This window comes from Bradyrhizobium algeriense (assembly GCF_036924595.1).
Classification (GTDB): domain Bacteria; phylum Pseudomonadota; class Alphaproteobacteria; order Rhizobiales; family Xanthobacteraceae; genus Bradyrhizobium; species Bradyrhizobium algeriense.
In genome coordinates this window covers 7,434,758-7,459,376 of the sequence record NZ_JAZHRV010000001.1, presented here as the reverse complement: position 1 = coordinate 7,459,376, position 24,619 = coordinate 7,434,758, and the positions used below count along the sequence as shown (strand labels likewise).

Genomic DNA, 24,619 nt, shown 5'->3' with positions numbered 1-24,619 from the left:
AGCGAAATGCGAGACGGGGTGGGGTGATCCTCAACTCGGGCACTGTTCGAGAGGATAGACCGTCACCCCTCCCCGCCGCTCATTTCATGAGCGTCGACCCTCCCCCTCCAGGGGAGGGTGAAGAAGGAGTCACGCCGGCGGATTGACCACCGTTTCCTCACGGCCGAGCTGCTGTTCTCGCAGGAAGATATAAATGCCCGCGCCGATGATGATCACCGCGCCGATCAGCGTCGATATCGACGGCACGTCGCCCCACACCACGAAGCCGAAGATCACCGCCCACACGATCATCGAATATTGATACGGCACCACGACGCTGGCCGGCGCCAGTTTCAGCGAACGGTTGATGCACAGCAGCGCGACGACCGAAGTAACTCCCGCCGCGGCGAACAGAGCCAGACTGCCAATCGTCGGCGTCACCCAGCCTATCGGTGACATCAGCGCGCCGAGCAGAAACGTGCCGCCGAATTGCGACGTCGTCAGCACGATATCCGGCGTCGCCCGCAGCGAGCGGGTGATCAGCATCAGGAACGCAAACGACAGGCTGCCCCCGAGTGCGATCATCGCAGGCCAGCTCACGGTTTGCGTGGACGGGCGCAGTGCAATCAGCACGCCGCAGAACCCGATCAGGATCGCGGTCCAGCGCCGCCAGCCGACGTGCTCGCCGAGCACGATGCCCGACAGCGCGGTGACGAAGATCGGCGAGGCAAGGTAATAGGTGATGACGTCGGCGAGCGGCAGATAAACGGTGGCGAGGAAGAAGGCGGCGACTTCCAGCGTCGACAGCGTGATGCGAAGCAATTGCAGCCACGGCCGTTCGAGACGGGTGAATTCGGCGCGCTGCTTCCAGATCACCGGCAACAGCACCAATAGCGCCGCGCAGGCGCGCAGCCACAGCAATTGCCCGACCGAATAGGTCGCGACCATGTATTTGCCGAGCGCATCGCCGAACGAGAACATGAAGATCGACAGCAGCATCAAGCCGATGCCGGCCATGCGCGCGGAACGCTCGTCATAGGTGGAGATTTTGGCGAACAGACTCATTGGGGATGCGACGCTTCCTGCCGTTTCTCCGTCATGGCCGGACTTGTTCCGGCCATGACGTTCTTTGTGTCGCTGCTTTAAGGACGTGGATGCCCGGGACATCTAGCGCGAAGACGCGCTTCGCGCTACCGCCCGGGCATGACGAATTGAGTCAATTGTCGCAGCCCTGCCCCTGCGGTACTGGTAGATCACATCGAAAAGAAACGTCAGGAAACCGACATGACCGACTTCGACCCCGCACAGCATCGCATGGTGGGCGAACAGCGGTGGTTCGAGGATTTCGTGCTCGGCGAACGCTTTGTAATCCCGAGCCGGACCCAGACCTCGGCGGTGTTCGCCGCGTTCCAGACGGCGAGCGGCGATACCCATCCGATCCACTACGACGTCGAATATTGCCGCGCCCGCGGCATGCCGGACCTGCTCGCGCATGGTTTTCAGACCCTGATCCACACCGCGCCGGGCGCCGGGCTGTTTCCCTATATCGTCGAGGAATCGCTGGTGGGATTCCTCGAACAATCGAGCAAGTTCCTCAAACCCGTCTACGCCGGCGACACCCTTTATCCCGCGCTCGAAGTCATCGAGCTCGCCCCCGGCCGCAGCACCGGCGTGGTGACGCTGCGCTCGGTTCAACCAGCGCAAGGACCTGGTGCTGGAAGGGATGCAGAAGTTTCTCATCCGCCGGCGGCCGGCCTCATAGGAAGCCGTGGCTTCAAAAGCTCTGGCTTCAAAAGCCCTGGCTTCCGGTTTCGAGGCCGCAAAAAGGCCCGAAAATTAAGGCTTTTCGCCAATGTTGGGCCGCTTGAGGGTTGCCGCGACGGCCCCCCTGCCTTACCTAGTGGCCATCATGAAATTCCTTGACGAGGCAAAGGTCTATATCCGCTCCGGCGACGGCGGTAACGGCTGCGTGGCGTTCCGCCGCGAGAAGTTCATCGAGTTCGGCGGCCCCTCCGGCGGCAATGGCGGCCGTGGCGGCGACGTCATCGTCGAGGTCGCCGACGGGCTGAACACCCTGATCGACTATCGCTACCAGCAGCACTTCAAGGCGCCGAAGGGCACCAATGGCATGGGCAAGGACCGCCACGGCGCCAACGGTAAATCGATCGTGCTCAAGGTTCCGGTCGGCACCCAGATTTTCGATGAGGATCGCGAAACGCTGATCCATGACTTCACCGAGCTCGGCGAAAAATTCGTGCTCGCCGAAGGCGGCAATGGCGGCTTCGGCAACGCGCATTTCAAATCCTCCACCAACCGCACGCCGCGCAACGCCAACCCCGGCCAGGAAGGCGAGGAGCGCTGGATCTGGCTGCGGCTGAAACTGATTGCGGATGCCGGCCTCGTCGGCCTGCCCAATGCCGGCAAGTCGACCTTCCTCTCCGTCGTCAGCGCGGCCAAGCCGAAGATCGCCGACTATCCGTTCACGACGCTGCATCCGCAGCTCGGCGTCGTGAATGCGCAGGGCCGCGAATTCGTGCTCGCCGACATTCCCGGGCTGATCGAGGGAGCGCATGAAGGCGCAGGGCTCGGCGACCGCTTTCTCGGCCATGTCGAGCGCTGCCGCGTGCTGCTGCATCTCATCGATGCCACCTGCGAACATGCCGGCAAGGCCTACAAGACGGTGCGGACCGAGCTCGAGGCATATGAAGGACATCTCGCCGACAAGATCGAGATCGTGGCGCTGAACAAGATCGACGCGGTTGCGCCGGACGAATTGAAGAAGCAGAAAGACCGGCTGAAACGCGCAGCGAAAAAGACGCCGCTGTTGCTTTCGGGCGTGACCGGTGAAGGCGTGCCGGAAGCACTCAAGGCGCTGGTCGAGGTGATCGGCGAAGCGCCGGTGTCGCTGAAGGCCAAGGGCGGCCAAGCGGAGCCGTGGGCACCGGCAACGCCGCAGGGCTGACGCAAACTTCGCCTTCCCGCGGCCCGCGCCACTTCCAAACAAGCGAACTGGCGCGTATTGCTTCCCGACCATCCGCCTCATTCGACCACACCCATGAAACGCCCCGCGCTCAAAAACTTTCGCCGCATCGTCGTCAAGGTCGGCTCCTCGCTCCTGATCGACTCCCATGCGGGCGAGGTTCGCTCGGCGTGGCTGGCGGCGCTGGCGGCCGATATCGCCAAGCTGCACGGCGAAGGCCGCGACGTTCTGGTGGTCTCGTCGGGTTCGATTGCGCTCGGGCGCAGCCGCCTGAAATTGCCGCGCGGCCCCCTGAAACTCGAGGAGAGCCAGGGTGCCGCCGCGGTGGGCCAGATCGCGCTGGCGCGGATCTGGTCGGAAGTGCTCGGGGCTCACGGCATCGGCGCCGGACAGATTTTGGTGACGCTGCAGGACACCGAGGAGCGCCGCCGCTATCTCAACGCCCGCTCGACCATCGCCAAATTGCTGGAATGGCGCGCGGTGCCCGTGATCAACGAGAACGACACGGTGGCAACCAACGAAATTCGCTATGGCGACAATGATCGCCTCGCCGCGCGCGTCGCCACCATGGCAAGCGCCGATCTCTTGATCCTGTTGTCCGATATCGATGGCCTCTATGACGCGCCGCCCGGCGCCAATCCCAACGCCAAACTGATTCCAATCGTCGAATCCGTCACCTCGGAGATCGAGGGCATGGCGGGCGCAGCCGAATCCGAACTGTCGCGCGGCGGCATGTTCACCAAGATCGAGGCGGCGAAGATCGCGACGACATCCGGCACGCATATGCTGATTGCGTCGGGCAAGATCGAGCATCCGCTGCAGGCCATTGCGGATGGCGGCCGCTGCACTTGGTTCCTGACACCGGCCAATCCCGTCACCGCGCGAAAGCGCTGGATCGCGGGCTCGCTGGAGCCGAAGGGCACGCTGACCATCGACGCCGGCGCGGTCGCCGCATTGCGCGCAGGCAAAAGCCTGCTGCCGGCCGGCGTGATCCGGATCGAGGGCCAGTTCGCCCGCGGCGACGCGGTCGTGGTGCGCGGCCCCGACACCCACGAGATCGGGCGCGGCCTCGTCGCCTACGACGCGGAGGATGCCGAAAAGATCAAAGGCCGCTCCTCACCGGACGTGATGGCGATCCTCGGCATCTCAGGCCGGGCGGAGATGATCCACCGAGACGATCTGGTGGTGGGCCCGAGCGGGGTAATTCCGGCAAAGTAGGCCATTGGCCGAGTTGCCGGCATCGTTACGTCAGTAACCCTGATTGTTTCGCTGGAAATCAAATCGTAGTTCGCGTCGGAGCGCAAAGAATTCGAAATGGCGTGGCGGAGCAATCAAACAACCACCATCTCCGTAAAACTGCCACCGCGAGGCGCCTCATGAGCCCTTCGAAGTCACTTACCATTCCGACCGTAGCCGCCGTCGCACCGGCCGATATCGAACGCGCAGTCGCCGTCCTTACGCTCGCCTTCAGTGCGGATCCGGTAACCCGCTGGACCTATCCAGAGCCTGCGCAGTATCTGGCCCGCTTCCCGGTACTGGTGCGCGCGTTTGGCGGCGGCGCTTTCACCGAAGGAACTGCGCGTCACGTCGAGAACTTCGCGGGAGCCGCGCTTTGGCTCCCGCCGGGTAACGAGCTCGATGACGCGGCGATCGGGGCAAGTTTGCCGCCGGAACGGGAAAGCGAGTTTGCCGCCGTGTTCGAAGCGATGGCTGCCTACCATCCGCAGGAGCCGCATTGGTACCTGCCGCTGATCGGCGTCGATCCGGCCCGCCATCGCAACGGTTACGGCGCAGCTCTCCTGGAAGACACCCTTCGCCGGTGCGATCAGGATCATGTCGCGGCTTACCTTGAATCCACCAATCCAGCCAATATCACGCTGTATCAACGGCATGGCTTCGAGCTCCGGGGCACCATCCAGGCAGGGTCATCGCCACCGCTGTTTCCGATGTTTCGCCCGGCACGCTGACGGAGCGAGCCTGCCTCCCGCGGGCCCATCGACCGGCAGCCATGCCCCTTCGGCACCTCGCCAAACCTTCAATTTCCGTGCTAGGACATGGCCTTAACTCAAGACCTGAGACCTCTGATGACCGCGCCGCTCAAGGCAATCGACGGCACCGCCGATCTGCCCGCTTTGATGACCGATCTCGCTGCCCGCGCCCGCTCCGCCGCGCGGGTGCTGGCGCTTGCCTCGCCCGAGCAGAAGAACAGCGCGCTTGACGCCATCGCACGCGCCATCCGCAGCCATGCGCCGGCCATTCTCGCGGCCAATGCCGAGGATGTCGCCGAGGTTCGCGCCGGCGGTGCGACATCAGCCTTCATCGATCGCCTGTCGCTGACGCCGGCGCGCATCGAGGCGATGGCCGACGGCGTCACCACCGTGCGTCAGATCGCCGATCCCGTCGGCACCGTCGCCGAGAGCTGGCAGCGCCCGAACGGAATGACCATCGAGCGCGTGCGCGTGCCGCTCGGGGTGATCGGCGTGATCTTCGAAAGCCGTCCCAACGTCGCGGCCGATGCGGGCGTGCTATGCCTGAAATCCGGCAACGCGGTGATCCTGCGCGGCGGCTCCGACAGTTTCCGCTCCTGCCGTGCGATTCACGATTGTCTGGTACAGGGGCTTCGCGAGGCGGGTCTCCCCGAAGCGGCGATCACGCTGGTGCCGACGCGCGATCGCGCCGCCGTGGGCCTGCTGCTGAGCGGCTTGAACGGCGGCATCGACGTCATCGTACCGCGCGGGGGAAAAAGCCTCGTCGCGCGTGTCGAGGCGGAAGCCCGCGTGCCGGTGTTCGCGCATCTCGAAGGCGTCAATCACGTCTATGTCGATCGCTCCGCCAATCTGGATATGGCGAAGTCGATCGTGCTGAATGCCAAGATGCGCCGGACCGGCGTCTGCGGTGCGGCCGAGACCCTGCTGGTCGATCGCGCGGCTGGTGAAACCACGCTGAAGCCGCTGGTCGAGATGCTGATCGAATCCGGCTGCGAGGTGCGCGGCGACGCGGCCGTGCAGAAGATCGATACGCGCGTGAAGCCCGCGTCCGACGAGGATTGGGACACCGAGTATCTCGACGCCATCATCGCCGCGCGCGTCGTCGACGGCGTCGATGCTGCGATCACGCATATCCAGGACCACGGCTCGCGCCACACCGACGCGATCGTGGCCGAGGATACAAAGGCCGCCGAGAAATTCCTCAGCGAGGTCGATTCGGCGATCGTGCTGCACAACGCCTCGACGCAGTTCGCCGATGGCGGCGAGTTCGGCTTCGGCGCCGAGATCGGTATTGCCACCGGCAAATTCCACGCCCGCGGCCCTGTTGGCGCCGAGCAACTGACGAGCTTCAAATATCGTGTTCACGGCACCGGGCAGACGCGGCCGTGAACGCCAGCCAGTGCACGCGGTGACCCGGCTGATGCAATTGCAATCCGCCGCGCAAGCCATTCCCTTCCATACCAACGGCATGCGCGTGGGCCTGCTCGGCGGCTCGTTCAATCCGCCGCACGCGGCGCATCGCGCCATCAGCCTGTTTGCGATCAAGCGCCTGAAGCTCGATCGCGTCTGGTGGCTGCTGACGCCGGGCAATCCGCTCAAGGACAACGGCCGGCTGCATGGCCTTGCCGAACGCGTCGATGCCGCGCTTGATGTCGCCGACGATCCGCGCATCGACGTCAGCTGTCTCGAAGCTGTCATCGGCACCAGATACACTGTCGACACGATCATCCATTTGCGCCGCCGTGTTTCCGGCGTGCACTTCGTCTGGATCATGGGCGCTGACAATCTCGCGCAATTTCATCGTTGGCAAAACTGGCGGCGCATCGCCGCAGAGGTGCCGATTGCGGTGATCGACCGTCCGCCACAGAGTTTTCGGGCGCTTGCCGCACCCGCCGCGCAGGCTTTGGCGCGCTATCGGCTGCCTGAGAATCAGGCGGCCCGGCTAGCAGATCAGCATGCTCCCGCCTGGGCTTTCCTGACCGGCCTGAAACTGGACATGTCGTCCACCGGCTTGCGGAACCCGGACGGGAGCTGGAAGGCAAAGAAGTGACAATCTGGCTCGAACCGGCAAGCGGGGCTCACTGGAATATTGAAACCATTAACCCCACATGCCTAATATAGTCGGCGGACGCCGGGATTCGGCGTTCGCGATACAGTGAAAGGAATGGTCCCTGGCCACATCTGTATTGTCCAAGTCTGTTTTACCCAAGGCGACTGGTAACAAGACTGCTGGCAAGTCTGCCAAGACCCCGCGTAAAACATCGACAAAAGCTGCGGCCTTGAAGGCGCAACCCGACGCCGACAAGACGCTGAATATGATCCTCTCCCGCCTCGACGATATGAAGGCGGAAGAAACGATCACCATCGACCTTCGCGGCAAATCCGCCTTTTCCGACTACATGATCGTCACCACTGGCCGGGCCAACCGGCACGTCGGCGCGATCGCGGAAAACGTCACGAAAGCCCTGAAGGAAAACGGCATCAGGAACATCCATGTCGAGGGCTTGCCCAATTGCGACTGGGTGCTGATCGATTCCGGCGATGTGGTCGTGCACGTATTCAGACCCGAGGTGCGCGAATTCTACAATCTCGAAAGATTGTGGACGCAAAACCCGGCGGCGGCGGCGATCTGAACGCTCGGCCGATGCGAATCGGCTGAAGCGCATGTAGTCTGCCTGGCGCGCGCGAAAAGCGCGCGTGCTGGAAAGTGCACGCCAGAAACAGCATTCATGCGCCTTGTCGTGGTCTCAATCGGCCGGCTGAAGCAGGGCCCGGAGCAGGAACTGGCCGAACGCTATCGCGAGCGCTTCGAGGACATCGGCCGCAAGCTCGGCTTTCGCGGCCTTGCGATCCAAGAAATTCCGGAAAGCCGCGCGCGCGACGCCGCGACCCGGATATCGGAGGAAGCCGCGGCGATTGCGGCGGCGATACCGGAGAAATCCGTGCTGGTGGCGCTGGACGAGCACGGCAAGGGCATCGATAGCGCGACCTTCGCCCGCCAGCTCGGCGATTGGCGGGATCAGGGGATCGCCAACACAATTTTCGCGATCGGAGGCGCGGACGGACTTTCGCCCGATTTGCAGCGCAAGGCTAAATTACGCATTGCGTTCGGCTCGGCGACCTGGCCGCATCAAATGGTCCGCGTCATGCTTCTTGAACAGATTTACCGGGCCGCGACCATCCTGGCCGGCCACCCATACCATCGTGCGTAAGGCACGGTGACGTGAATACAGATAACGCCGAATAGACCGGATGCATTCAACGCAGGGCTTTCATTCATTCGATACCGTCGGCCGCGGCAAGCCGCTGATTTCGGCTGTCTCGCTTTCCCTGCTGTTGCTTTCCGCAAGCTTCGCCGCGGCGCTTTCGCCGGCGGTAGCGCAGTCCGCAGCCCCCGCACAGCAGGCGACAGCCGTTTCGCCCGATGCCCTCAAGCAGCGCGAGGAGGAACTGGAGGCCACGCGCGAGCAGCAGCGCAAGGCGGCCGAACTTCAGCAAAAACTAAAAGCCGATATCGCGGCGATCGGTCAGGACCGCTCCAAGCTCAACCAACAGCTGATCGACATCGCCACCCAGGTGCGCGGCGTCGAGATCCGCATCGGCCAGACCGAGGCCGATCTGCGCCCGCTCGACAGCCGCGAGCAGCAGGTCAGGGCTTCGCTCGATTCACGCCGCAGCGAAATCGTCGAGGTGCTGGCGGCGCTGCAACGCGCTGGCCGGCGCACGCCGCCGGCGCTGCTGGTCCGGCCCGAAGACGCGCTGCAATCGCTGCGCACTGCCATGCTGCTCGGATCGGTCGTCCCCGAACTGCGCGGACGCGCGGAGAAACTTGCCACCGATCTCGGCGAGCTGGTGAATTTGCGCAGGGACATCGCCACCAAGCGCGACGTGCTGGCGCGGGACCGCGACAGGCTGAAGGACGATTCTGTCAGGCTGGCTGCGCTGGTGGAAGAGCGGCAGCGCAAGCAGAGCGCGATCGAAAAGGACGTCGAGGCCGAAGGTGCGCGCGCCATCAACCTGTCCAGGCAGGTCGAGAGCCTGCAGGGTCTGATCACGAAAATGGAGCAGGATTTGAAGAGTGCGGCCAAAGCGGCCGCAACCGCCAGCCTGCAGGGCGCTCCGCCGGCGCCGAGCGGTAAACCCAACCTGGGGGCGCTGAAGGACCCTGCCCGATTAAGCCCGGCGATCGCCTTTGCCTCCGCCAAGGGCCTGTTCGCTTTCCCGGTCGTTGGCCGCAAGATTCGCGAATTTGGCGGTTCCGACGGTGCCGGTGGCGTAGAAAAAGGCATTTCCTTGGCAACCAAGGCCGGGGCTCAGGTCACAACACCGTGTGACGGCTGGGTTGTTTACGCCGGACCCTTCCGGAGCTACGGACAACTCTTGATCCTTAATGCCGGGGGCGGGTATCATGTCCTGATCGCCGGGATGGAGCGCATTTCGGTAAACATCGGCCAGTTTGTACTTACGGGAGAGCCGGTCGCGACCATGGGATCGAAGTCCCAGGTTGCATCCATTCTCGCGACGACCGCGAGCCAGCCGGTGTTGTATGTCGAGTTCCGTAAGGACGGCACTCCAATCGATTCAGGCCCATGGTGGGCCGCTAACGAAGGCGAAAAGGTTCGCGGATGATGCGCAAGACTTCTGTAATTCTTCTTAGCGCCGCCACCGGTGCGGCTTTGACGCTCTTTGTCACGCAGCCTCGCTCTGTGCTGATGATGGGTTCGAGTGCGCGTGCTGCAACTTCGGACACCTATCGCCAACTCAATCTGTTCGGCGACGTATTCGAGCGCGTGCGCAGCGACTATGTCGAGAAGCCCGACGACAGCAAGCTCGTCGAATCGGCGATCTCGGGCATGCTGGCCGGCCTCGATCCGCACTCCAGCTACATGGATGCGAAGAGCTTCCGCGACATGCAGGTGCAGACCCGCGGTGAATTCGGCGGGCTCGGCATCGAGGTCACGATGGAGGACGGCCTGATCAAGGTGGTCTCGCCGATCGACGACACCCCGGCGTCGAAGGCCGGCATCATGGCCAACGACATCATCACCAATCTCGACGACGAAGCCGTGCAGGGTCTCACCCTCAATCAGGCGGTCGAGAAGATGCGCGGACCGGTCAACACCAAGATCCGCCTCAAGATCATCCGCAAGGGCCAGGACAATCCGATCGAAGTCACCCTTGTGCGCGACAACATCCGCGTCCGCTCGGTGCGCGCCCGCGTCGAACAGGACGACATCGCCTATATCCGCGTCACCACCTTCAACGAGCAGACCACCGAAGGCCTGAAGCGCGAGATCGGCAACCTCTCGAACCAGATCGGCGACAAGCTGAAGGGCTACATCATCGACCTCCGAAACAATCCGGGTGGCTTGCTGGAGGAAGCGGTCACCGTTTCCGACTCCTTCCTGGAGCGCGGCGAGATCGTCTCGACCCGCGGCCGCAATGCCGAGGAAACCCAGCGCCGCGCCGCCCATTCGGGCGACATCACCAAGGGCAAGCCAGTCATCGTGCTGGTCAACGGCGGCTCGGCCTCGGCGTCGGAAATCGTCGCCGGCGCGTTGCAGGACCACAAGCGGGCCACGCTGGTCGGCACCCGTTCGTTCGGCAAGGGCTCGGTACAGACCATCATCCCGCTCGGCAGCGGCAACGGCGCGTTGCGCCTCACCACCGCGCGCTACTACACGCCGTCAGGCAAGTCGATCCAGGCCAAGGGCATCGTGCCCGACATCGAGGTGCTGCAGGATGTGCCGGACGAGCTGAAGGCACGCACCGACACCAAGGGCGAAGCCTCGCTGCGCGGCCACCTGAAGACAAACGACGGCGACGAGAAGACCGGCTCGCAATCCTATGTCCCGCCGGACGCCAAGGACGACAAGGCGCTGAAGACGGCGGCCGACCTCTTGCACGGCATCAAGTCGACCGCGACCGCGGCACCGGCAACCGGTGACAAGGCGGCGGTCGATAAGCCGGCCACCAAGGCCGCGAACTGATCGGCTCCACCGGCCAGCATTCGAAAAAAGGGCGGCCTTTGGGTCGCCCTTTTTGCTGGGCGGCGGAATAGCCGTGGCCCTGCTCCGCCGTGGTATCGTCGGCCCCGGTGATTCGGGGAAGTCCATGACGGAAATGACCGACGATCTGAGCACGCCGCTCGGACAGAAGACAGAGCGCCAAAAGCGCCGGTTCCGGCTGCCCTTCACTGCAATACAGGCGCTGGCTGTGCTGCTCGGCCTGTTCCTGGTCGCCTTCCTCGCTATAGCCCTTTTCACCGACAACCCGTTCGGCGGCGAACCGGTCGCCCGTATCGCGCTGCGCCCGCCAGCGGCGGACGAAAAGCAGCCTGGAACGGCCTCCAGCCACCCCGAAAAGGCTGCGAAATCTGCCCAGCAGGCGCCGGCCGGCGACAACAAGACCGTCACCATCATCGACGGCTCCAGCGGCAAGCGCCAGGATGTCGTGATCGGCAGCGATGGCGCCGACAAGACCGGCGGAGAGCCTGCGCCGGCGATGGCCATGGCCGGTATCGACCAGCGGCTGCTGGAAAAGTCCCGTTACGGCATGATTCCGGTGGTTGCCGACGGCCTGAAGCCCTTTACGGTCTATGCCGCCGATGCCGACCGCACCAAGGCTGCCAAGATGCCTGTCGTCGCCATCGTCGTCGGCGGGCTCGGTGTCGGCGCCGCCAAGACGGCCGATGCGATCATGAAGCTGCCCCCGGCCGTAACGCTGGCATTCACCCCCTACGGGGCAGACCCCGCCAAGCTCGCCGAGCGGGCCCGTGCGCAGCGTCACGAGATCCTGCTTCAGGTTCCGATGGAGCCGTTCGACTATCCCGACAATGACCCCGGCCCGCAGACCCTGCTCACGACGCTGACGCCCGAGCAGAACATCGACCGGCTATACTGGCACCTCAGCCGGTTCCAGGGCTATGCGGGGATCGCCAATTTCATGGGCGCGCGTTTCACGGCCACCGACGCCGTGATGCAGCCGATCGTCCGCGAGGCGGCCAAGCGCGGCCTTGGGTATCTCGATGACGGCTCCTCGCCGCGCAGCGCCGCGCCCTCCCTGACGGCGGCCCAATCGATGCCCTTCGCCAAGGCCGATTTTACCATCGACGCCGTGCCGACCTCGGCCGAGATCGACCGGACGCTGGTCAAGCTGGAGACGCTCGCCAAGGAGCGGGGGCTGGCCGTCGGCGTCGCCTCGGCGCTGCCGATTTCGATAGAGCGGCTTGCCGCCTGGATCAAGACCCTCGACAGCCGCGGCATCATGCTTGTGCCATTGACAACGGCGATGCTGAAATCAAAATCAGGCTAGAGCTTCGGTTCTGATTCAATCAGAACCGAAGCTCTAGATTCTTGTTTTGACGCGTTTTCTTCACGCGAAGCGGCATCCACTTCGCTCGAAAACGCTATAGAGATCAAGCTGATGGCGGCGATCCGGACTTTCCCGGACCGCGCTGGACCGACCGATTGCGGATGGACTTGATGCAAGCAAGGGAAACGTGAGGGACATGGCGCGCTATGAGGACCTGCCTTACCGGACCTGCGTCGGCATGATGCTGATCAATGCGGCCGGGCTGGTCTTCATTGGCCGCCGCGCCGGCGGCATCGAACATGTCGATCAAACCCACGTCTGGCAGATGCCGCAGGGCGGCGTCGATCCCGGCGAGGACACCTGGGAGGCCGCCAAGCGCGAGCTTTACGAGGAAACCAGCGTCCGCTCGGTGGAAAAACTCGGCGAAGTCCCGGATTGGCTGATCTACGACATTCCACGCACGGTGGCCGGTCGCGCCTGGAAGGGCCGCTACCGCGGGCAACGGCAGAAATGGTACGCGGTGCGCTTTACCGGCAAGGATGCCGAAATCAACGTTTCAAGCCCCGGCGGCGGCGGACACAAGGCCGAATTCGTGAACTGGCGCTGGGAGCCGATGAAAAATCTCCCGAACCTGATCGTGCCGTTCAAGCGGCCGGTCTATGAACGCGTGGTCAAGGAATTCTCCAACCTCGCGGGCGGCTAGAATGACAGCGGTCGGTTCTCATCATCCATGCACGTCATTCCGGGGCATGCGAAGCATGAACCCGGAATGACGGCGAACGAAAAATGTCCGACAAACCCTATCGCCCCAACGTAGGAATCGCGCTGTTCAACACCTCGGGCCAGGTGCTGATCGGCCGTCGCTTCCGCGACGATGGGCCAGAAATCATTCTTCCCGGACTAGAATGGCAGATGCCGCAGGGCGGCATCGACGCCGACGAGAACCCGCGCGATGCCGTCATCCGCGAGCTCTGGGAGGAGACCGGGGCGGTCAGCGCCGAATATCTCGGCGAGACCGATTGGATAAAATATGAATTTCCGCCCTATGACGGACCGTCCACGCATCGCCTCGCCCAATTCCGCGGCCAGCGGCAGAAATGGTTCGCGCTTCGCTTCACCGGCCGCGACGACGAGATCGACCCGCTGACGCCGCGCAACGGCCAGCCGGCCGAATTCGATTCCTGGCGCTGGGAGCGGCTCGACCGCGTCGCCGACCTCGTGGTGCCGTTCCGGCGCGATGTGTACCGGATGGTGGCGCGGGTATTTGCGGAATTCACCCGCTAGATTGGATGGTCTCGCCGCGGTCGCGGACGAGGCACTTGACGGCGGCTTGTCGCTGAATATTTTTCGGCCGGCCGAGTTCCCAAAAATGCGCCCGATGCCGTCGGTGGTTTGTCAGCGAACCTTTTTGTATCGACGACAGACTAACGGGCTCAGCTTGAAATAACCCGTACCGGTGTTTTGTCTCCCATGATGGATGTGACTGTAGCCAAGCGCCGCCGGAGTTGGGAGTGGCGGGTGCACCAGAATGGCACGCTGATCATGCACGGGCGCGAACGCACCCGTCCGGCTGCCCGCTACCAGGGGTACCGGAGCCTGTTCATGCTGTTGGCCATCGGCCGGAGGTCCACTGCCTTCAGGACTTCCGAGACTTTCCCAACAACAGACCAGTCGAATTCAGGCGCCAGCAAGTCGTGGTCTAGTTAGGTCCAACCGGAAACGGGCCGAGGGCGATGACGTGACAGCAGATCGGTCGATCGCAGACGGGTCCAGAGCGGCAGGCCAGCCGCAAGTCGAGCCATCTGTGGCGCACCTTCAGCCCACCCGTTTACGCCGGATTAAGCCTGCCGCGGCCAAGAACGGCCGGCCCTTGAAAAATTCTGATCTCCGCCTCTTGAAACTTTTCGAGATTTTTCTAACTCGATTTTTGCCGCTGACGGCGGCGCCGGATGCCAGATCGGGTCCGGCAAGTTGAGTGGGCGCCGGACGGTGTCCGACGCGCCTTCGTATCCATCTTGCTCTTAGGAGGACTTGGCTATGAGGACCTTTGACTTCTCGCCCCTGTGGCGCTCCACGATTGGCTTCGACCATCTGGCCGATCTGCTCGACAGCAATCTGCGGCAATCCGCCGACGACAATTATCCGCCCTTTGATGTCGAACGGTGCGGCGAAGACGCCTACCGGATTTCGCTGGCGGTTGCTGGTTTCGGCATGGATGACATTGGCGTCACCGCAGAACGGGACACGCTGATCATCGAGGGAAAGAAGTCCGACCCCGAACAACGCGAATACCTGTATCACGGCATCGCGGCCCGGCCGTTCCGTCGGGTGTTCAACCTTGCCGATTATGTCCAGGTCAAGCAGGCCTCGTTCAAGGACGGCCTCTTGATCGTCGATCTGGTTCGGGAAGTACCTGACGCGATGAAGCCACGGCGTATCCCGATCGGGAACGCCGGCACATCCCGCCAGATCGAGCAGAAGGCGGCCTAACGCCACTTCGGCAATTGAGGTTTGGCGCGCGGATCGCCGGCCTCGCGAGCTTGCAAAGCAACACCGGAATTTCCAAAAGGAGGACACTATGGCTTTTCGTAATCTGATCCCATGGTCGAGAAATCAGGAGCTGGCGCCGGCGCGCGACAGCTTCGATTCTTTCTTCACCCTGCACCGCGAGATGAACCGGCTGTTCGACGATGTCTTCCGCGGATTTGGGACGCCTGCCCGCTTCGGCAGCCCGCTGATGGAAGGTCGCTTCGGATGGCCAAGCATCGAGGTCAACGAAACCGAGAAAGAGCTGACCGTTTCGGCCGAGTTGCCCGGGTTGACGGAAAAGGACGTCCAGGTCGAGATCGCCAACGGCGTCATGACCTTGCGCGGAGAGAAGAAGTCCGAGCGAACCGATAATGGCGGCAGATACTTCTCCGAGCGCTATTACGGTTCGTTCGAGCGGCAGATTCCGCTCGACGGAGTTGTGGAAGACAAGGCCGAAGCCAAATTCCATGACGGCGTCTTGACGATCACGCTGCCGAAATCCGAACAGGCCCGTTCGGCCGTCAAGCGCATCCCGATCAGCAGCCAATGACGACAACGGCGGCGGCGCCAAAGCGCCGCTGCCCCCGACAATCGCCCAAACGTCTCACTGGAAAGGAGAGTAAGGGGACAGATCGATGAGCAAGGCCAAATTGAACGCCCCAGAACTCGCGCTATTTCATCCTGCCGCACACTACAATGCCCCCGACGAAGTCCTGAGCGACCCGCAACTTTCCGACGCCGAGAAACGAATCATCCTGTCGTCCTGGGCGTCTGACATATTTGCGGTCGAATCCTGCCCGGGCCTGCGTGACATTCCGGGCATGGGCCACACCCTCCGTCTGGCCGACATTCTTGCCGCCTTGCGCCAGCTCGATGGCGATCCTGCGCGCGAGGAAATCGACAGACGATGGCTTCGTCCGCGCCGGGCAACCGAAACGCGGAGGCTTTGGTCATGTTGATTCCCACGATCCTGGCCTTCGTATGGATCAGCCAAGCAGCCGCGTTGTGCGCCGCTCCCTGGCTCGTCCTACAGGCGGACTAATTCACAACAAGCCAGTTCCTGATCCGGCCTCCTTTTCAGGATGAGAAAACCAGTGAACCGACTCGTAGTGATCGCGCTGGCGGGCCTGCTCGGCGCGACGATCCCGGCAACCGGGGTTTCGGGACAGATTCCGAACCTGCGAACCGGCGGCACGGTGCCGACGCTGGCGCCGCTGGTTCGCGAGGTCACCCCGGCAGTGGTCAACATCGCCGTCCGTGGCAAGATCCGTCAGGACAATCCGCTGTATCGCGATCCGCTGTTCCGGGAGTTTTTCGACGTGCCAAAACAGCTCGAGAAGGAAATCAACGCGACCGGCTCCGGCGTCATCGTCGATGCGCAGAAAGGTTACGTCCTGACCAACAATCACGTTGTCGATCAGATATCGACGGTCCAGATCAAGACCAAAGACGGCCGACCCTTTTCGGCCAAGGTCGTCGGGCGCGATCCCGCGACCGACATTGCGGTCCTGCGGATTCAGTCTCCCTCGGCCCTGAAGGCGATCGCGTTTGGCGACAGCGACGCACTCGACGTCGGCGATTTCGTCCTCGCCATCGGCAACCCCTTTGGGCTCGGCCAGACCGTTACCTCGGGCCTCGTCAGCGCGCTTGGCCGAACCGGGCTTGGCAAGCAGGGCTACGAGGACTTCATTCAGACCGATGCGGCGATCAACCCTGGCAATTCGGGCGGCGCGCTAATCAACCTCAAGGGAGAGCTGATCGGCATCAATTCAGCGATCATTTCGCCCGGCGGCGGCAATGTCGGCATCGGCTTTGCGATACCCGTCAACATGGCGCGGCGAGTGATGGAGCAGATCGTCGAGAAGGGCCGCGTCGAGCGCGGCCGAATCGGTATCTCCTTGCGCGAACTAAGTCCGACCACCGACGGCGGACGCAGCGAGGGCGCGCGGATTGCCGAAGTCAGCCCCGGTTCGCCCGCGGAAATGGCCGGCCTGCGCAAAGGCGACATCGTGCTGAAGGCGGATGATCGTCCGATACACTCGGCTGCGCAGTTGCGAAACCGGATCGGCCTTGCCCGCATCGGCGAACAGGTCCGCCTGACGGTTGAACGTTCCGGGACGGCTCAAAACGTCACCGTGGCGGTGGGGCTGGCCTCCGACGCGAACAACGATCACGGCGAGCGCTCGGTTCAACAGCGTCAGCAGGCTGGCGGACGCTGAGGTGCAGCTAGTTCGGTCCGACCAAAAACGGGCCGATGGCGATGACCTGACAATTGTTGTCGCGCTTGACGCATTCCGCGAGCGCGCCGCTGACCGCGGCCTGCTCGGTCGCCGCCTTCAGGCCCAGCCCGGGACGGCCGGCTGCACCGATCGCCACGGCGTTCCAGCCGCTCGAGGCATCCGCGAGCCGACGCGCAACGTCGTCGCGCGCGTCGGCCGGTATCATCGTATTACCGGCCGGCTTGAAGAAACCGGCGACCTTCAGTGTGGTCGGAATCGGAACCACGAAATTATCGTTGAGGGCTACGATCATGCAGGGGACGCCGGCGATCCCGCCGCATGACTCCAGGGCACGCCGTACCGCTTCCTCGACACTGTCCAGGGCAAAGGGAAAGAACAGCGCGCCGCCGGGGCCCAGCGCGACCGCCTTGTGCTTTCGCGCCGGTGTATACACGTTTTCAAGCCGCGCCTTGCCGCCGTCGCGGGTGAGCGGGACGTTTTTGGCAGCGAAGGGCTGTTCGGTCACGGCGTCATGCCGGATCCATGGCAATGGCGGCATCGGCGGCCGGCCATGCGCATAAACGACGGCATCGCCGACCGCGTATAATTCGCATTTGCGCGGCGATTGCGCGGCATCCGCACGCTTCTGGCATTGCTCCACCGCGGCCGACTTCGCCGCCTCCTCGCTCGGCTGGGCGGTGACGAAAGCATTGAACCCGCCGATGTTGAGCGAGAACGCCTTGAAATCGGCAGCCGGCGCGTAGTCGGAAGCGAGCGAGGCACGGACCTTGTCGCTAATGAAGGGAACGATGGCGGCGGCGAATTTTTCTGACGATACGACCATCGGTAACGACGGCGATGGCGGAGCCGCGGCGACAGCCGACGGCGCAGGACTCGGAACGCTGCTCGCAACGCTGGTTGGGGCGGCGACCTTTGACGGCGCCAACGTCTCGAGCTTGGTGAAATAGAGAAAGCCGCCGACACCGATCGCGGCCAGGCTGACCACGGTGACCGCGACCGGCCACATCCAGTTCGGCTGCGCCCCGCCGTGCGCCTTCGCGGGCTTCTTGACCTGCGGCGTCGCGTAAGTGCCGTCCTCGCGGCGCATCGCCACCATGTAGGCGTGCACCGGCGTCGGGATGTTCTTCACCTGCTGCGCGCCCATATCGGCAAATTGCACCGACAGCTTATTGGCGACCTGCTCGTGCACCGCGCGCGAGATGCAGATGCCGCCGACTTCGGCGAGGCCCTCCAGGCGCGCGGCGATGTTGACGCCATCGCCCAGCAGGTCGCCGTCCCGTTCGACCACGTCGCCGATCGTGATGCCGATGCGAAACGCCATCTGGCGGCTCGGCGGATAAGCCATGTTGCGGGTACGCAGGCTTTCCTGGATGTCGATCGCGCAGCGCACCGCTTCAACCGCGCTCGGAAATTCGGCGAGCACGGCGTCTCCAGCGGTATTGAAAATGCGGCCGCCGCCCTTGGCGATGAAATCGTCGGTCACCTGACGGTAGGACGCGAGCCGACGCAGCGTCTCCTCCTCGTCGTCGGCAACCAGTCTGGAGTAGCCGGCAATATCGGCCGCAAAAATCGCTGCAATCTTGCGCTTCATGAAAAGCAGCCCCGGATCAACACCAGCATCCGGAACAATGCCGTCAGAAGTTCCCCGGCGCAACCTCAGCATTTCGATCGAAGCGTAGCCTCGGACTTGCGCCGGGGTGGCGGCTCGTCGGCGTCGGGAAGCGGTCAAAACAAAAAGCGCCCGTCACATTGTGACGAGCGCCGATTGTTGCTCGGGTCTTCATTGCGCCCCGGAGCGGTGCCCCGGGGCTTAGTGCATAGCGGTCGCGTTGAGCTCGATCTGGATGCTCTTGAAGTGGTCCAGCCGCTCGATGGCGTGATCGAGCTCGGTGCCTTCCTTCTCGGCCAGCTTGGCTTCCATCTCGGCGATGGTCTCGGCGAACTGCGCGCGATCGACATCGGCGATCGAAGTTGCGACGTCGGCCAGCACGGTGAGGCCGTTTGCCGACATCTCGGCAAGACCGCCGAGCACGATGACCTTCTGATGGGCGTCGCCGCTGGTGATGGTCAGGATGCCCGGGCGAACCGCCGCCACGACCGGCGCATGTCCGGACAGCACGCCGAAATCGCCTTCCACGCCGGGGACGTCAACCTGATCGACTTCGCCGGAGAAGGCGAGCTTTTCGGGCGAAACGAGATCGAAATGAAAGGTGGCCATGGTCGTTCCGTTCTTTCCACTGTCACCCGCGGGCTCACCCGCGGGTCCATCAAAAGAAGTTTTCTTGGCGATGGATTGCCGGGTCAAGCCCGGCAATGACGAGGTAACTAAGCCGCTTCAGCCGCGAGCTTCTTGCCCTTCTCGACGGCTTCTTCGATGGTGCCGACCATGTAGAAGGCAGCTTCCGGCAGGTGATCGTACTTGCCTTCGCAAATCGCGCGGAAACCCTTGATGGTGTCGGCGAGGTCGACGAACTTGCCGGGCGAGCCGGTGAAGACTTCGGCGACGTGGAACGGCTGCGACAGGAAGCGCTCGATCTTGCGGGCGCGGGCGACGGCGATCTTGTCCTCTTCAGACAGTTCGTCCATGCCGAGAATGGCGATGATGTCCTGCAGCGATTTATACTTCTGCAGCACCTGCTGGACCATACGCGCGGTCTCGTAGTGCAACTCACCGACGACGAGCGGCGAGAGCATGCGCGACGTCGAGTCGAGCGGATCCACCGCCGGATAGATGCCCTTTTCCGAGATCGCGCGGTTCAGCACCGTGGTCGCGTCCAGATGGGCGAACGAGGTCGCGGGCGCCGGGTCGGTCAAGTCGTCGGCCGGCACGTAGATCGCCTGCACCGAAGTGATCGAACCCTTGTGCGTCGTGGTGATGCGCTCCTGCAGCGCGCCCATGTCGGTGGCGAGCGTCGGCTGATAGCCCACGGCCGAAGGAATACGGCCCAACAGCGCCGACACTTCGGAGCCGGCCTGGGTGAAGCGGAAGATGTTGTCGACGAAGAACAGCACGTCCTGGCCCTGGTCGCGGAAGTGCTCGGCGACCGTCAGACCGGTGAGGCCGACGCGGGCCCGGGCGCCCGGGGGTTCGTTCATCTGGCCGAACACCAGAGCGCATTTGGACTTCACGCTCGGATCGGGATTTTTCGGATCGGCGTTGACCTTGGATTCGATGAACTCGTGATAGAGGTCGTTGCCTTCGCGGGTACGCTCGCCGACGCCGGCGAACACCGAGTAACCACCGTGGGCCTTGGCGACGTTGTTGATCAGCTCCTGAATCAGCACGGTCTTGCCGACGCCGGCGCCGCCAAACAGGCCGATCTTGCCGCCCTTGGCGTAAGGCGCCAGCAGGTCGACGACCTTGATGCCGGTGACGAGAATTTCGGCTTCGGTGGACTGGTCGGTATAGGTCGGCGCTTCCTGGTGGATGGCACGCCTGTCTTCAGCGGTGACAGGGCCTGCTTCGTCGATCGGCTCGCCGATCACGTTCATGATGCGGCCGAGCGTGCCGGCGCCGACGGGGACGCGGATCGGCGAACCGGTGTCGGTGACTTCCTGACCGCGCACCAGACCCTCGGTGGTATCCATCGCGATGGTACGCACTGTGGATTCGCCGAGATGCTGCGCCACTTCGAGCACCAGACGGTTGCCGCCGTTCTTGGTTTCGATCGCGTTCAGAATGGCGGGCAGATATCCCTCGAACTGCACGTCGACGACGGCGCCCATGACTTGGGTGACACGACCGATCTGGTTAGCTGCTGTGGCCATGAATTGCTCTCCTTCGAAATTCTGTACTTGAACGACCGTCGGTTGGTTCGTGCGGCTAGACCGCTGCCTCGGCGCCGGAGATGATCTCGATCAACTCCTTGGTGATCTGGGCTTGACGGGTTCGGTTGTAGACCAGGGTTTGCTTGCGGATCATTTCGCCGGCGTTGCGGGTGGCGTTGTCCATCGCGCTCATCTGCGCGCCGTAGAACGAGGCGTTGTTTTCGAGCAGCGCACGGAAGATCTGCACCGCGAGATTGCGCGGCAGCAGGCGCGTCAGGATCTCGTCTTCTTCCGGTTCGTACTCGTAGGACGTCGGCGGGCCGGCATTCGCCGCCGGTGCTTCCACCACCAGCGGAATGACCTGCTGGGCGGTCGGGATCTGCGAGATCACGGACTTGAAGCGCGAATAGAACAGCGTGCAGACGTCGAACTCGCCGGCATCGAAGCGCGCCAGAACCTTTTTGGCAATGTCTTCGGCATTGACGAAGCCGAGCTGGCGAACCGAGCGCAGGTCGACGTGCTCGACGATGTTCTTCTCGAAGGTTCGGCGGAGCTGCTCGTAGCCCTTGCGGCCGACGCAGAAAATCTTGACCTCTTTGCCCTGGCCGATCAGCGACAGCGCACGCTCGCGCGCCAGACGCACGATCGAGGAATTGAAGGCGCCCGACAGGCCGCGCTCGCCGGTGCAGACCAGCAGCAGATGCACCTGGTCGCGGCCAGTGCCGGCCAGCAGCGCCGGCGCGCCAGGCGAACCGGCTGCGGCGCTGGCGATGTTGGAAATCACCGCGTCCATCTTCTCGGCATAGGGCCGCGCCGCTTCGGCAGCGCTCTGCGCGCGGCGCAGCTTTGACGCCGCGACCATCTGCATCGCCTTGGTGATCTTCTGCGTCGCCTTGGTCGAGGCGATGCGGACCCGCATGTCTTTAAGTGAAGCCATTCTCAGTTCACCCTGGCGACCTGTTTTCCAACCGGGTCGCGTACCCCTCGTTCGTCATGCCCGGCCTTGTGCCGGGCATCCACGTCTTTGGTCATCCACGCCCGAAGACGTGGATGGCCGGGGCAAGCCCGGCCATGACAGTTAAGCAAACGTCTTGGAGAAACCTTCGACAACGCTCTTCAGCTTGCCGGCGAGATCATCGGAGAGATCGCGGCTGTCACGAATGCCGTCGAGAATCTCGACGTTCTTGCCGCGCAGCAGCGACAGCAGGCCGTCCTCGAACGCACGGACCTTGCCGAGCGGCAGCGCGTCGAGATAGCCATTGGTGCCGGCCCAGATCACGCAAACCTGCTCTTCCATCTTCAGCGGCGAGAACTGCGGCTGCTTCAGGAGTTCGGTGAGGCGCGAGCCGCGGTTCAGGAGGCGCTGCGTCGAGGCGTCGAGGTCGGAGCCGAACTGCGCGAACGCCGCCATTTCGCGGTACTGCGCCAGCTCACCCTTGATCTTGCCGGCGACCTTCTTCATCGCCTTGGTCTGCGCCGACGATCCGACGCGCGACACCGACAGACCGACGTTCACCGCCGGGCGGATGCCCTGGAAGAACAGATCGGTTTCCAGGAAGATCTGACCGTCGGTGATCGAAATCACGTTGGTCGGGATGTAGGCCGACACGTCGTTGGCCTGGGTTTCGATCACCGGCAGCGCGGTGAGCGAGCCCGAACCATGGTCCTTGCTGAGCTTTGCCGCGCGCTCGAGCAGGCGGGAGTGCAGATAGAACACGTCGCCGGGATAGGCTTCGCGGCCCGGCGGGCGGCGCAGCAACAGCGACATCTGGCGGTAGGCGACGGCCTGCTTGGACAAGTCATCATAGATGATGACGGCGTGCATGCCGTTGTCGCGGAAATACTCGCCCATGGTGCAGCCGGTGAACGGCGCGATATACTGCATCGGCGCCGGATCGGACGCGGTGGCGGCGACGATGATCGAATATTCCAGCGCGCCCTGCTCTTCCAGCACCTTGACGAACTGGGCGACGGTCGAACGCTTCTGGCCGATCGCGACATAGACGCAATACAGCTTGATGTTCTCGTCGGGCTGCGCGTTGAGTGGCTTCTGGTTCAGAATGGTGTCGAGCGCGATCGCGGTCTTGCCGGTCTGGCGGTCGCCGATGATCAGCTCGCGCTGGCCGCGGCCGACCGGGATCAGCGCATCGATCGCCTTGAGGCCGGTCGCCATCGGCTCGCTCACCGACTTGCGCGGAATGATACCGGGCGCCTTGACGTCGACGCGCATACGCTTGTCCGCCTGGATCGGACCCTTGCCGTCAATGGGATTGCCGAGCGCGTCGACCACGCGGCCGAGCAGGCCCTTGCCGACGGGCGTGTCGACGATGGCGCGGGTACGCTTGACGGTCTGGCCTTCCTTGATCTCGCGGTCGGCGCCGAAGATCACGATACCGACGTTGTCGGTCTCCAGGTTCAGCGCCATGCCGCGCGTGCCGTTCTCGAACTCGACCATTTCACCGGCCTGGACGTTATCCAGACCATAGACGCGGGCGATACCGTCACCGACGGACAGCACCTGTCCGACTTCGGTAACCTCAGCCTCCTGGCCGAAATTCTTGATCTGGTCCTTGAGGATCGCGGAAATTTCCGCGGCGCGGATGTCCATCAGCCTGCCTCTTTCATCGCGTGCTTGATCGAATTGAGTTTGGTGCGAAGCGAACTATCCACCATGCGGCTGCCGAGCTTGACCACAAGGCCGCCAATGATGGAGGGATCGACTTTCACGTTGAGCGCGACGTCCTTGCCCGTCACCGATTTCAGTGCGGTCTTCAGCGCGTCGAGATTCTTTTCATTGAGCTGTTCGGCGACGGTGACGTCGGCGGTCGCCTCGCCCTTGTACTTCGCCACCAGCGCGCGGAAGGCGCGGATCACATCAGCCACGGCGAACAGCCGGCGGTTGGCGGTGAGGACCTTAAGGAATTTGGCGGAGGTGCCGGAAATTCCGGCCTTGTCGAGCACGACATTGAGCGCCCTTGACTGCGCATCTGCCGAGAAAACCGGGCTGCGGACGAGGCGCTTCAGATCGGCGCTATCGGCCAGCATGGCCTCGAATTTATCGAGATCGGCCCTGACCGCGTCGACGGATTTCTCGTCGCGCGCCAACTCGAACAAGGCCGTAGCATAACGGCCGGACACTCCCGAAACGGACGGATCTTCAGCAGCCACAGAGACGCTCTTTTCAGCTGTTAAACTCGCAAGGGAAAAACCGTCGCCACGGGTAGCGGCGCCTAGCGATCCAAGCCCTTGGAATTCAAGCGGGACTTCGATTTTCGACCGGCACGCGGGGTGCCGGGATCGTTAAAATCGCGGCTTTGCTAACATAGCGAGCGCGCAGGTGCAACATGACCGCGCGTTCAGGCGATGCCTTGTCGCACGTCAATTTTCAGGCCCGGCCAGACGTCGTTCTTGACGGCGATCGACTGCCCCGGATCCGCCTGGACGCACCCCACCCAACATCGTGCTCGACCGCGGTCGGATTAGCTCCGCCCGTATTTGCATAGCGGGCATGAGCGGAGCGGGCCGGAACGAACCGGGCTTTTTCGTTTCATTTGAACATTACTTGAACAAATCTTCGCCTTAACGAGGATTACAGTATTGAGAAGTAATAATCAGTATTGAATAAGTTAAAATTTTGTTAACGCCCAAGATTACGGAATATCGTTCGATTAGTTGATCTCAGTAACAAGATATGTCAGTCGGCCAGAAACCGTCTTTACTGCCCAATTCATGCCTTATTGCGTCACCAAACGGCAGCCACTGAAACTGGGACGGGGGTTCCACTTGTCACACATGTGGCAATACTGTCTGAGGGACTAGTT

At 63.1% G+C, this 24,619-nt stretch carries 23 protein-coding genes and 1 pseudogene; 17 read left to right on the top strand and 7 right to left on the bottom strand.

Annotated features, from left to right (window positions below):
* Positions 1–129: 129 nt before the first annotated feature.
* A complete protein-coding gene (locus V1286_RS35830; RefSeq protein WP_334488201.1) occupies positions 130–1,044 on the bottom strand; it encodes a DMT family transporter in 915 nt (304 codons plus the stop codon).
* A gap of 219 nt (positions 1,045–1,263) precedes the next feature.
* Here V1286_RS35830 and V1286_RS35825 point away from each other — a divergent pair.
* The 17 genes and pseudogenes from V1286_RS35825 to V1286_RS35745 all read left to right on the top strand — a co-directional run bounded on the left by V1286_RS35825 (position 1,264) and on the right by V1286_RS35745 (position 17,009).
* Positions 1,264–1,741, top strand: a pseudogene (locus tag V1286_RS35825) (MaoC family dehydratase).
* A gap of 147 nt (positions 1,742–1,888) precedes the next feature.
* Positions 1,889–2,941 (top strand): GTPase ObgE, encoded by a 1,053-nt coding sequence (obgE, locus tag V1286_RS35820; RefSeq protein WP_108520815.1) that lies wholly within the window; start codon positions 1,889–1,891, stop codon positions 2,939–2,941.
* Between the two features lie 93 nt (positions 2,942–3,034).
* The gene (gene proB, locus V1286_RS35815) at positions 3,035–4,177 is read left to right on the top strand and encodes a glutamate 5-kinase (protein WP_334488197.1); all 1,143 of its coding nucleotides are present in this window, start codon (positions 3,035–3,037) and stop codon (positions 4,175–4,177) included.
* A 158-nt stretch (positions 4,178–4,335) separates the two neighbouring features.
* Positions 4,336–4,926 carry a GNAT family N-acetyltransferase gene (locus tag V1286_RS35810; RefSeq protein ID WP_334488196.1) on the top strand — a complete coding sequence of 197 codons (591 nt, stop codon included), beginning with the start codon at positions 4,336–4,338 and terminating at the stop codon, positions 4,924–4,926.
* A 117-nt stretch (positions 4,927–5,043) separates the two neighbouring features.
* A complete protein-coding gene (locus V1286_RS35805) occupies positions 5,044–6,336 on the top strand; it encodes a glutamate-5-semialdehyde dehydrogenase (protein WP_334488195.1) in 1,293 nt (430 codons plus the stop codon).
* A gap of 31 nt (positions 6,337–6,367) precedes the next feature.
* Positions 6,368–6,997, top strand: coding sequence for a nicotinate-nucleotide adenylyltransferase (locus V1286_RS35800; protein ID WP_334488194.1), 630 nt, complete (start codon positions 6,368–6,370; stop codon positions 6,995–6,997).
* A 229-nt stretch (positions 6,998–7,226) separates the two neighbouring features.
* Complete coding sequence (gene rsfS / locus V1286_RS35795) at positions 7,227–7,580, top strand: ribosome silencing factor (RefSeq protein WP_108520572.1); 354 nt, start codon at positions 7,227–7,229, stop codon at positions 7,578–7,580.
* Between the two features lie 96 nt (positions 7,581–7,676).
* Positions 7,677–8,159, top strand: coding sequence for a 23S rRNA (pseudouridine(1915)-N(3))-methyltransferase RlmH (rlmH, locus tag V1286_RS35790; protein WP_334488192.1), 483 nt, complete (start codon positions 7,677–7,679; stop codon positions 8,157–8,159).
* Positions 8,160–8,199: 40 nt separating this feature from the next.
* Positions 8,200–9,576: a murein hydrolase activator EnvC family protein gene (locus tag V1286_RS35785; RefSeq protein ID WP_334488190.1), complete on the top strand. Its 1,377-nt coding sequence runs from the start codon at positions 8,200–8,202 to the stop codon at positions 9,574–9,576.
* The gene (locus tag V1286_RS35780) at positions 9,573–10,937 is read left to right on the top strand and encodes a S41 family peptidase (RefSeq protein ID WP_334488188.1); all 1,365 of its coding nucleotides are present in this window, start codon (positions 9,573–9,575) and stop codon (positions 10,935–10,937) included. Before V1286_RS35785 ends, V1286_RS35780 begins: the two co-directional genes overlap by 4 nt.
* A 124-nt stretch (positions 10,938–11,061) precedes the next feature.
* Positions 11,062–12,261 (top strand): divergent polysaccharide deacetylase family protein, encoded by a 1,200-nt coding sequence (locus V1286_RS35775; RefSeq protein ID WP_334488185.1) that lies wholly within the window; start codon positions 11,062–11,064, stop codon positions 12,259–12,261.
* A 196-nt stretch (positions 12,262–12,457) separates the two neighbouring features.
* Entirely contained in the window at positions 12,458–12,964 is a 507-nt protein-coding gene (locus V1286_RS35770) for an RNA pyrophosphohydrolase (RefSeq protein WP_108520585.1), read from the top strand.
* Between the two features lie 83 nt (positions 12,965–13,047).
* Positions 13,048–13,545: an RNA pyrophosphohydrolase gene (locus V1286_RS35765; RefSeq protein ID WP_108520587.1), complete on the top strand. Its 498-nt coding sequence runs from the start codon at positions 13,048–13,050 to the stop codon at positions 13,543–13,545.
* A gap of 753 nt (positions 13,546–14,298) precedes the next feature.
* Positions 14,299–14,751 (top strand): Hsp20 family protein, encoded by a 453-nt coding sequence (locus V1286_RS35760; protein WP_334488180.1) that lies wholly within the window; start codon positions 14,299–14,301, stop codon positions 14,749–14,751.
* 88 nt (positions 14,752–14,839) lie between these two features.
* Positions 14,840–15,340, top strand: a complete 501-nt coding sequence (locus tag V1286_RS35755) for an Hsp20/alpha crystallin family protein (RefSeq protein WP_334488177.1) — start codon at positions 14,840–14,842, stop codon at positions 15,338–15,340.
* 85 nt (positions 15,341–15,425) lie between these two features.
* Positions 15,426–15,749, top strand: a complete 324-nt coding sequence (locus tag V1286_RS35750) for a hypothetical protein (RefSeq protein ID WP_334488175.1) — start codon at positions 15,426–15,428, stop codon at positions 15,747–15,749.
* Positions 15,750–15,908: 159 nt separating this feature from the next.
* The gene (locus V1286_RS35745) at positions 15,909–17,009 is read left to right on the top strand and encodes a Do family serine endopeptidase (RefSeq protein ID WP_417021298.1); all 1,101 of its coding nucleotides are present in this window, start codon (positions 15,909–15,911) and stop codon (positions 17,007–17,009) included.
* Between the two features lie 7 nt (positions 17,010–17,016).
* Here the strand turns inward: V1286_RS35745 and V1286_RS35740 are convergent, their stop codons facing one another.
* The 6 genes from V1286_RS35740 to V1286_RS35715 form a co-directional block, all read right to left on the bottom strand.
* Entirely contained in the window at positions 17,017–18,621 is a 1,605-nt protein-coding gene (locus tag V1286_RS35740; protein ID WP_334488169.1) for an adenylate/guanylate cyclase domain-containing protein, read from the bottom strand.
* Between the two features lie 219 nt (positions 18,622–18,840).
* Positions 18,841–19,248 (bottom strand): F0F1 ATP synthase subunit epsilon, encoded by a 408-nt coding sequence (locus V1286_RS35735; protein WP_334488167.1) that lies wholly within the window; start codon positions 19,246–19,248, stop codon positions 18,841–18,843.
* 107 nt (positions 19,249–19,355) lie between these two features.
* A complete protein-coding gene (gene atpD, locus V1286_RS35730; RefSeq protein WP_334488165.1) occupies positions 19,356–20,798 on the bottom strand; it encodes a F0F1 ATP synthase subunit beta in 1,443 nt (480 codons plus the stop codon).
* A gap of 55 nt (positions 20,799–20,853) precedes the next feature.
* Positions 20,854–21,735, bottom strand: coding sequence for a F0F1 ATP synthase subunit gamma (locus tag V1286_RS35725; RefSeq protein ID WP_334488164.1), 882 nt, complete (start codon positions 21,733–21,735; stop codon positions 20,854–20,856).
* Between the two features lie 141 nt (positions 21,736–21,876).
* Positions 21,877–23,406 (bottom strand): F0F1 ATP synthase subunit alpha, encoded by a 1,530-nt coding sequence (gene atpA / locus V1286_RS35720; protein WP_334488163.1) that lies wholly within the window; start codon positions 23,404–23,406, stop codon positions 21,877–21,879.
* On the bottom strand, positions 23,406–23,966 hold the full coding sequence (locus V1286_RS35715; protein ID WP_334488160.1) for a F0F1 ATP synthase subunit delta: 561 nt from the start codon (positions 23,964–23,966) through the stop codon (positions 23,406–23,408). The genes atpA and V1286_RS35715 overlap by 1 nt, the downstream gene beginning before the upstream one ends.
* Between the last annotated feature and the right edge of the window lie 653 nt (positions 23,967–24,619).

Excerpts from the sequence above, each read along its gene's own strand:
- V1286_RS35770 (WP_108520585.1), top strand. The coding sequence starts at position 12,458 with ATGGCGCGCTATGAGGACCTGCCTTACCGGACCTGCGTCGGCATGATG.
- V1286_RS35830 (WP_334488201.1), bottom strand. The coding sequence starts at position 1,044 with ATGAGTCTGTTCGCCAAAATCTCCACCTATGACGAGCGTTCCGCGCGC.
- V1286_RS35810 (WP_334488196.1), top strand. The coding sequence starts at position 4,336 with ATGAGCCCTTCGAAGTCACTTACCATTCCGACCGTAGCCGCCGTCGCA.
- V1286_RS35740 (WP_334488169.1), bottom strand. The coding sequence starts at position 18,621 with ATGAAGCGCAAGATTGCAGCGATTTTTGCGGCCGATATTGCCGGCTAC.
- V1286_RS35725 (WP_334488164.1), bottom strand. The coding sequence starts at position 21,735 with ATGGCTTCACTTAAAGACATGCGGGTCCGCATCGCCTCGACCAAGGCG.
- atpD (WP_334488165.1), bottom strand. The coding sequence starts at position 20,798 with ATGGCCACAGCAGCTAACCAGATCGGTCGTGTCACCCAAGTCATGGGC.
- V1286_RS35755 (WP_334488177.1), top strand. The coding sequence starts at position 14,840 with ATGGCTTTTCGTAATCTGATCCCATGGTCGAGAAATCAGGAGCTGGCG.
- V1286_RS35775 (WP_334488185.1), top strand. The coding sequence starts at position 11,062 with ATGACGGAAATGACCGACGATCTGAGCACGCCGCTCGGACAGAAGACA.
- proB (WP_334488197.1), top strand. The coding sequence starts at position 3,035 with ATGAAACGCCCCGCGCTCAAAAACTTTCGCCGCATCGTCGTCAAGGTC.
- V1286_RS35785 (WP_334488190.1), top strand. The coding sequence starts at position 8,200 with ATGCATTCAACGCAGGGCTTTCATTCATTCGATACCGTCGGCCGCGGC.
- V1286_RS35765 (WP_108520587.1), top strand. The coding sequence starts at position 13,048 with ATGTCCGACAAACCCTATCGCCCCAACGTAGGAATCGCGCTGTTCAAC.
- V1286_RS35780 (WP_334488188.1), top strand. The coding sequence starts at position 9,573 with ATGATGCGCAAGACTTCTGTAATTCTTCTTAGCGCCGCCACCGGTGCG.
- V1286_RS35760 (WP_334488180.1), top strand. The coding sequence starts at position 14,299 with ATGAGGACCTTTGACTTCTCGCCCCTGTGGCGCTCCACGATTGGCTTC.
- atpA (WP_334488163.1), bottom strand. The coding sequence starts at position 23,406 with ATGGACATCCGCGCCGCGGAAATTTCCGCGATCCTCAAGGACCAGATC.
- V1286_RS35750 (WP_334488175.1), top strand. The coding sequence starts at position 15,426 with ATGAGCAAGGCCAAATTGAACGCCCCAGAACTCGCGCTATTTCATCCT.
- V1286_RS35735 (WP_334488167.1), bottom strand. The coding sequence starts at position 19,248 with ATGGCCACCTTTCATTTCGATCTCGTTTCGCCCGAAAAGCTCGCCTTC.
- V1286_RS35800 (WP_334488194.1), top strand. The coding sequence starts at position 6,368 with ATGCAATTGCAATCCGCCGCGCAAGCCATTCCCTTCCATACCAACGGC.
- V1286_RS35805 (WP_334488195.1), top strand. The coding sequence starts at position 5,044 with ATGACCGCGCCGCTCAAGGCAATCGACGGCACCGCCGATCTGCCCGCT.
- rlmH (WP_334488192.1), top strand. The coding sequence starts at position 7,677 with ATGCGCCTTGTCGTGGTCTCAATCGGCCGGCTGAAGCAGGGCCCGGAG.
- obgE (WP_108520815.1), top strand. The coding sequence starts at position 1,889 with ATGAAATTCCTTGACGAGGCAAAGGTCTATATCCGCTCCGGCGACGGC.